The sequence below is a fragment of the Bacillus sp. 05T22 genome (genome assembly GCF_056396765.1).
Map to the genome: position 1 here is coordinate 1 of NZ_JBFTMC010000179.1, position 5,201 is coordinate 5,201.

Consider the following 5,201-nt stretch of genomic DNA (forward strand, 5'->3'; position numbering starts at 1 on the left):
TAATAAGATAATATCAGGTTGATAGTGCTTCCATTTGAACGAATTTTCCTTTTTCATACCGATCACACACCTTTTTTAGAGTAATAGTATCAGTATGTCCAAGATTTAGAGATTATTTGCAATTTCCCTGAAGTTTTTGCACCAGAACCCGTTTTAGTTTTGCGAAAATTATCAATTGTTAAATCGTTTGAAAATATTATGATTTAATTTATTGTTTTTTATTTTCATCCCATGAACCATCTGCTCGAAGATAATAGGATTTTCCATCAACAGTAATCCAGCCATTCGTTAACATAGCACCAGAGGAATCTAGGTAATACCATTTTCCGCTATCTTGAATCCAACCCGTTTTCATAGCACCAGATGTATCTAGGTAGTACCAATATCGATCTGTAATCCATCCCGTTTTCATAGCACCAGATGAATCAAAATAATACCATTTACCATTTTCCTGGAACCATCCAGTTTTCATAACTCCAGATGAATCAAAATAATACCATTTACCATTTTCCTGGAACCATCCAGTTTTTAAAGATCCAGAATTCTCTACATATCGCCAATTTTGATTGAAATCAGTAACCCATCCTTTGGGCGCTGGATTTACGCTTGTAAACGATTCTATGGATTTCATATGCTCATCATAATCTATAGATACATCTACTGGTGTGGTATTCCATGTATCGTGTACAATAATACCTCGGTAATGTTCATTTACATCTGCAAAATGGAGCTCCTCATAACCAACTCCAGTTATTACATGATCACTATATAAAACATTTTTACGCGTATTAATAATAATTGGATGACTGGCATCAATTTCTTTTTTATACTTTTCATAAGTTGGTTTTAAATCATATAAAGTTTCCGGATAGTAACCGCGCTTATTCCAATACTTTTTTATACCAGGTGCCATTTTATGTGGCCACGTACCATACAAAACGCCGTCTGTATCTTTGCCTGTTCCTCTATCTGTTTCCATTATTGTTGCTAAATTATCTATTAATTTATTAGAAGTCTCATTCTTTTTGAATAAGTTATCATATCCATGGTGAGACCAGTATGCAATTAAATTAGCAATAGCAGTTGGTGCACAGCCTATATACCATTGATAATCGGGAACATTTCCTAGCTTTTTTTCTATATATTCCTCTTTAGTTTCTTTAGTATTAATTGCATATTTAACGTCTGGCACTAACGATTCTTCCCTACTATTCTCCACTTGTTTTACTTCTTTGAATTCAATATTTTGACTAGTAGCAATATCTATTACCTTATCATTCTCCTTTTTGAGGTGTTGGAGGGGACCTATATATATAGCTTGACCTTCTGGCACACCTGTATAGGGATTACTTCCCTTCCTTGTTGACTCTATAATCGAAGATTTGCCTTTAATACCATTTGCAATGATATAACCATAGTTTTGGTCACCTTTTTTTACTTGAAATAAATACGCTCTAATCTTCCCATCTAAATCGTATAACGTTTTCTCTTCACTAAAAGACGCCCCATTCCATTTAGGATAAGACTGGTTACTTATAATTTTCAGATATGTTTTTGCCTTAAATTTAGCTTCCTCTTTAGTAACAGTTTGTGAAGAGGATGCTTCGGCTGTTGAACCTGTAGAAGTACACAGATTCAACATAAATGATAGAAAAATTGTACCTATAAATAAAATTAATTTCTTCATATTTATACCCCTTTCATTTTTCTGACAAGAAAAATTACAATTAAATGTATTCTTGCACCGATTAAAATTTATGTAAAATCATAATTATTCGGTTCTGGTGCAAATACTTAGAAAAGATATAAAGAGGCGAAAAGTTTCCTAGTGGAATCTAGTCTTAAGCAGCAATTCCAAATAGTTGATGGATGAACTTCACTTGATTTTGGACAGACTTGTCCAGTAAAATAAGTTGCTTTTTTTTTACCATATGCATAGCTTCTATTCCAAAAATAATGGATGTAGCTGTGCGAAAGAATTTCAATCCTAACATTGAACGAACTCGCTTTTTAATAAACCGATATCTTGTTCCACTATGTTATTGAGATATTTCACTTGCCTTAGTTGGATGTCTAATGGCACCTTTTTTTCTTTTCTTAATTCTTCAACTGCTATAGGATAAGCTGGATTCTTATCGACTGTCACGACACGAGGCTTAGAAATATGAAAAGACTGCAATGCTTTCTTGAAGAATCGCTGTGCAGCCTTGTGGTTTCTTGCTTTGCTTAGGCAAAAATCGATTGTGTTTCCTTTCGAATCAACGGCACAATACAGGTGCATCTATTGACCTTTTACTTTGATATATGTTTCATCGACTCTCCAAGAGTCATTGGTTTGCTTGAGATGACGACGGATTCTTTTGTCTAATTCAGGACCATACTGATGAACCCAACGCATAATCGTTGTATGAGAAACGGATAAGCCCCGTTCCTCCATCATTTCCACCAAATCACGAAAACTGAGGTTGTACCGTAGGTACAATCTTACCGTTAACAAAATAATATCAGGTTGGTAATGTTTCCACTTAAATAAATTTTGCATTTCCATACTGATCGCGTCCTTTTTTAGAGTACTAGTATCAGTAGGTCCAAGTTTAGGAGATTACTTGCAAGCGGCTTCATTTTTTGCACCAGAACCGATATTTTAATTAACGCTTTTCATATCATTGGTAACTACAAAATGTCGCTGAAAGTCAAAATAGAAAACATTCAGTGGTATTTTGTACTCTACATTGTTATCAATATAAATCAAAAGTATACTTATTGCATCTTTGCAATAAAGTACATTTTAGAAGAAACTAATTTCCCAGTATCGAGATTGTGAATATCGACATAGAAATATCCCCAATAATTCATAGTAACTTTATCAGCCTTGTATATTCTTTTTGTTAATTTAAATCTATTCGGATTTTTACCATAATCAACAAATCCCTGATAAGCAATTCCAAATCCAGCAATTTTCAATGCCATATCTAATTTTTTTATTGCTGATACTTGTGGTATGAATGATACCATTGCAAAAAGTAGAGAGAATGCAGCATTTGGGTCATTGGGGTCTGCATACACAATTTCTGTTTCAGTTTTATATAGTTTATGATTTTGCATCGCGGCTTCAGCTTTTTCTCCAGGAAAATTTATTAATGTAAAAGAAATCATTAAAACCATGGACATACAGATTAACATTATTTTTTTTTGTAATTTTTTTTTCATGTAAGTATTCCCCCTTGTTAAACGTTAATTTCTAATAGTATAATATCTAATAAATGGAAATATTGATGAATGGAGCTTTTCAATGAAAAATTATAAAAAATCTAGAAAATGGTTTTATTTTAGCCTCTACTTCATGCTCTTTATAGCCTCAACAATTGCATTTATTATTAGTATTAAAGACTATAAGACTTGGACTTATCCTTGCTTATTTCTGTTATTCTCTATTAGCTCTTTAATTTCAAGTTATAAAGAATTTAAACTTCAAAGATCTGAATAATAAATAATTAAAGGGAGTGTACACTCTCTTTAATTATTTATTAGTTTGAAACAAGTATAAAATCTTTTCTTATTTTGATTATCATAAAAACATAATTGTATTATCTGTAATTTTTCTATTTTTGCAACAGACCCATTTTTTACTAATCGTTATTTTCCGGTGATATTTGTAATATAAACATTCATTTTTGTTTCGTTTTGCATTTGAAAATATGAAATATCCTAGCCATTGAACTAGCTGTAACAAAAATACTGTATTAAAAATAATCCGTAACATTATTGGTAAAACACTTTTTTGGTACAGTGAAATCTGATATTGGAAATAAAATACAGACTAGGACCGAAAATTACATGTATCTCGGTCGAACCTCCACCAGAACCTTAAGAACCTACATTAATATTATATTTTAAAGTATAGCTATATCCTTTTACACCATTAAAATCAATAGTTCCAGGTCCAAATTTAAGCGGAATATCTTGCTGTTTAGCTATCCATGGGTGAATAAATCCAGAACCGACTTGTATTTTTTTTCCATTAAATTTTGTTGGAATGGATATTTTTTGAGAAGTATAAACACCGTTAAATGTAGCGCCATTTTTAAATGGAACTTTCCACTGTGTTCCGTATTTGCTTGAACGATCCCCTTTTAACTGATTCTCATATTCATCATCACCAAACCAACTTTGTCGAGCGGAATCTGAATTATTTACAGCTGTAACATTATCTCCCCAGAAAATACCTATTGTATCATTTGTTTTTCGATATGGAATACTTGTCCAAGACCCATTAGTGTAAACCTTATAAATATGATTAGATCCTTGAGTGCCCTCATATAGAGCAAATAAATTAAAACTCAGCCCGTTCGCTATCACCACTTCAGGTTCTACGGGATTAGATTGAACCAAAGATTTATGAGAAGTATTTTCATTTTTTACAGGAGTTAATATAGCTTTTTTTCCCCCAGCTTTAATAATTTCTTTTTTTAGTGAATCTTGCATGTTAGATATTTCTGTGGTCGAAAAACCCATTTGGACTAAGATGTTATTTACCTGTTCAGAAGTTAAATCCCTTGTAGCATTAACTCCTTGAATTCTACCGTCTTGCATTTTTTTAATTTCTAAATTCTGGTGTACCCCACCTTGGTTAGCTTGAGCTGATGTGGCATCAGAAAACCCAAAACTTAATCCTACGCCTGCAGTTAACATTATACCTAATATTTTTTTCATAAAAATCCCTCCAATTCTATTATTTATCATAAAATCCATATTTCCCCATTAGTATTTTAGCATATATTGGAATATAGTCAAGTGAATATTCGGATATTTTAAAATATAAAAATATTCGTAATAATTTCTATTTTTTACCTTTTTTGTATTAAACTATAATATGAAAATTACTAAATTTTTATATAAAGGAGAAATAGTAGTGAAAAACATTCATTTTCAGCTACAAGTTGTGTGCTTTCGTGAGGTCTACTTCTAGGTTTTCCTGAAAATTCAAAAGCAGAAGAAGGATCAACACAACCTACGCTCACAAAAGAAGAAGTGCAGCGAAAAGCAGAAGGCGGTTCTGGTGCAAAAACTTCAGGGAAATTGCAAATAATCTCTAAATCTTGGACATACTGATACTATTACTCTAAAAAAGGTGTGTGATCGGTATGAAAAAGGAAAATTCGTTCAAATGGAAGCACTATCAACCTGATATTATCTTATTA

The 5,201-nt window shown here is 32.1% G+C and carries 3 protein-coding genes and 1 pseudogene; all 4 read right to left on the bottom strand.

The window, feature by feature from the left end; genetic code table 11:
* Nucleotides 1–208: 208 nt before the first annotated feature.
* The 4 genes and pseudogenes from AC1DIT_RS27005 to AC1DIT_RS27020 all read right to left on the bottom strand — a co-directional run bounded on the left by AC1DIT_RS27005 (nt 209) and on the right by AC1DIT_RS27020 (nt 4,713).
* Entirely contained in the window at nt 209–1,687 is a 1,479-nt protein-coding gene (locus AC1DIT_RS27005) for a C39 family peptidase (RefSeq protein ID WP_016132886.1), read from the bottom strand.
* 154 nt (nt 1,688–1,841) lie between these two features.
* Nucleotides 1,842–2,548: pseudogene (locus AC1DIT_RS27010) on the bottom strand (IS6 family transposase).
* 212 nt (nt 2,549–2,760) lie between these two features.
* Nucleotides 2,761–3,210: a hypothetical protein gene (locus AC1DIT_RS27015; protein WP_016132890.1), complete on the bottom strand. Its 450-nt coding sequence runs from the start codon at nt 3,208–3,210 to the stop codon at nt 2,761–2,763.
* A gap of 657 nt (nt 3,211–3,867) precedes the next feature.
* On the bottom strand, nt 3,868–4,713 hold the full coding sequence (locus AC1DIT_RS27020; protein WP_016132892.1) for a hypothetical protein: 846 nt from the start codon (nt 4,711–4,713) through the stop codon (nt 3,868–3,870).
* Between the last annotated feature and the right edge of the window lie 488 nt (nt 4,714–5,201).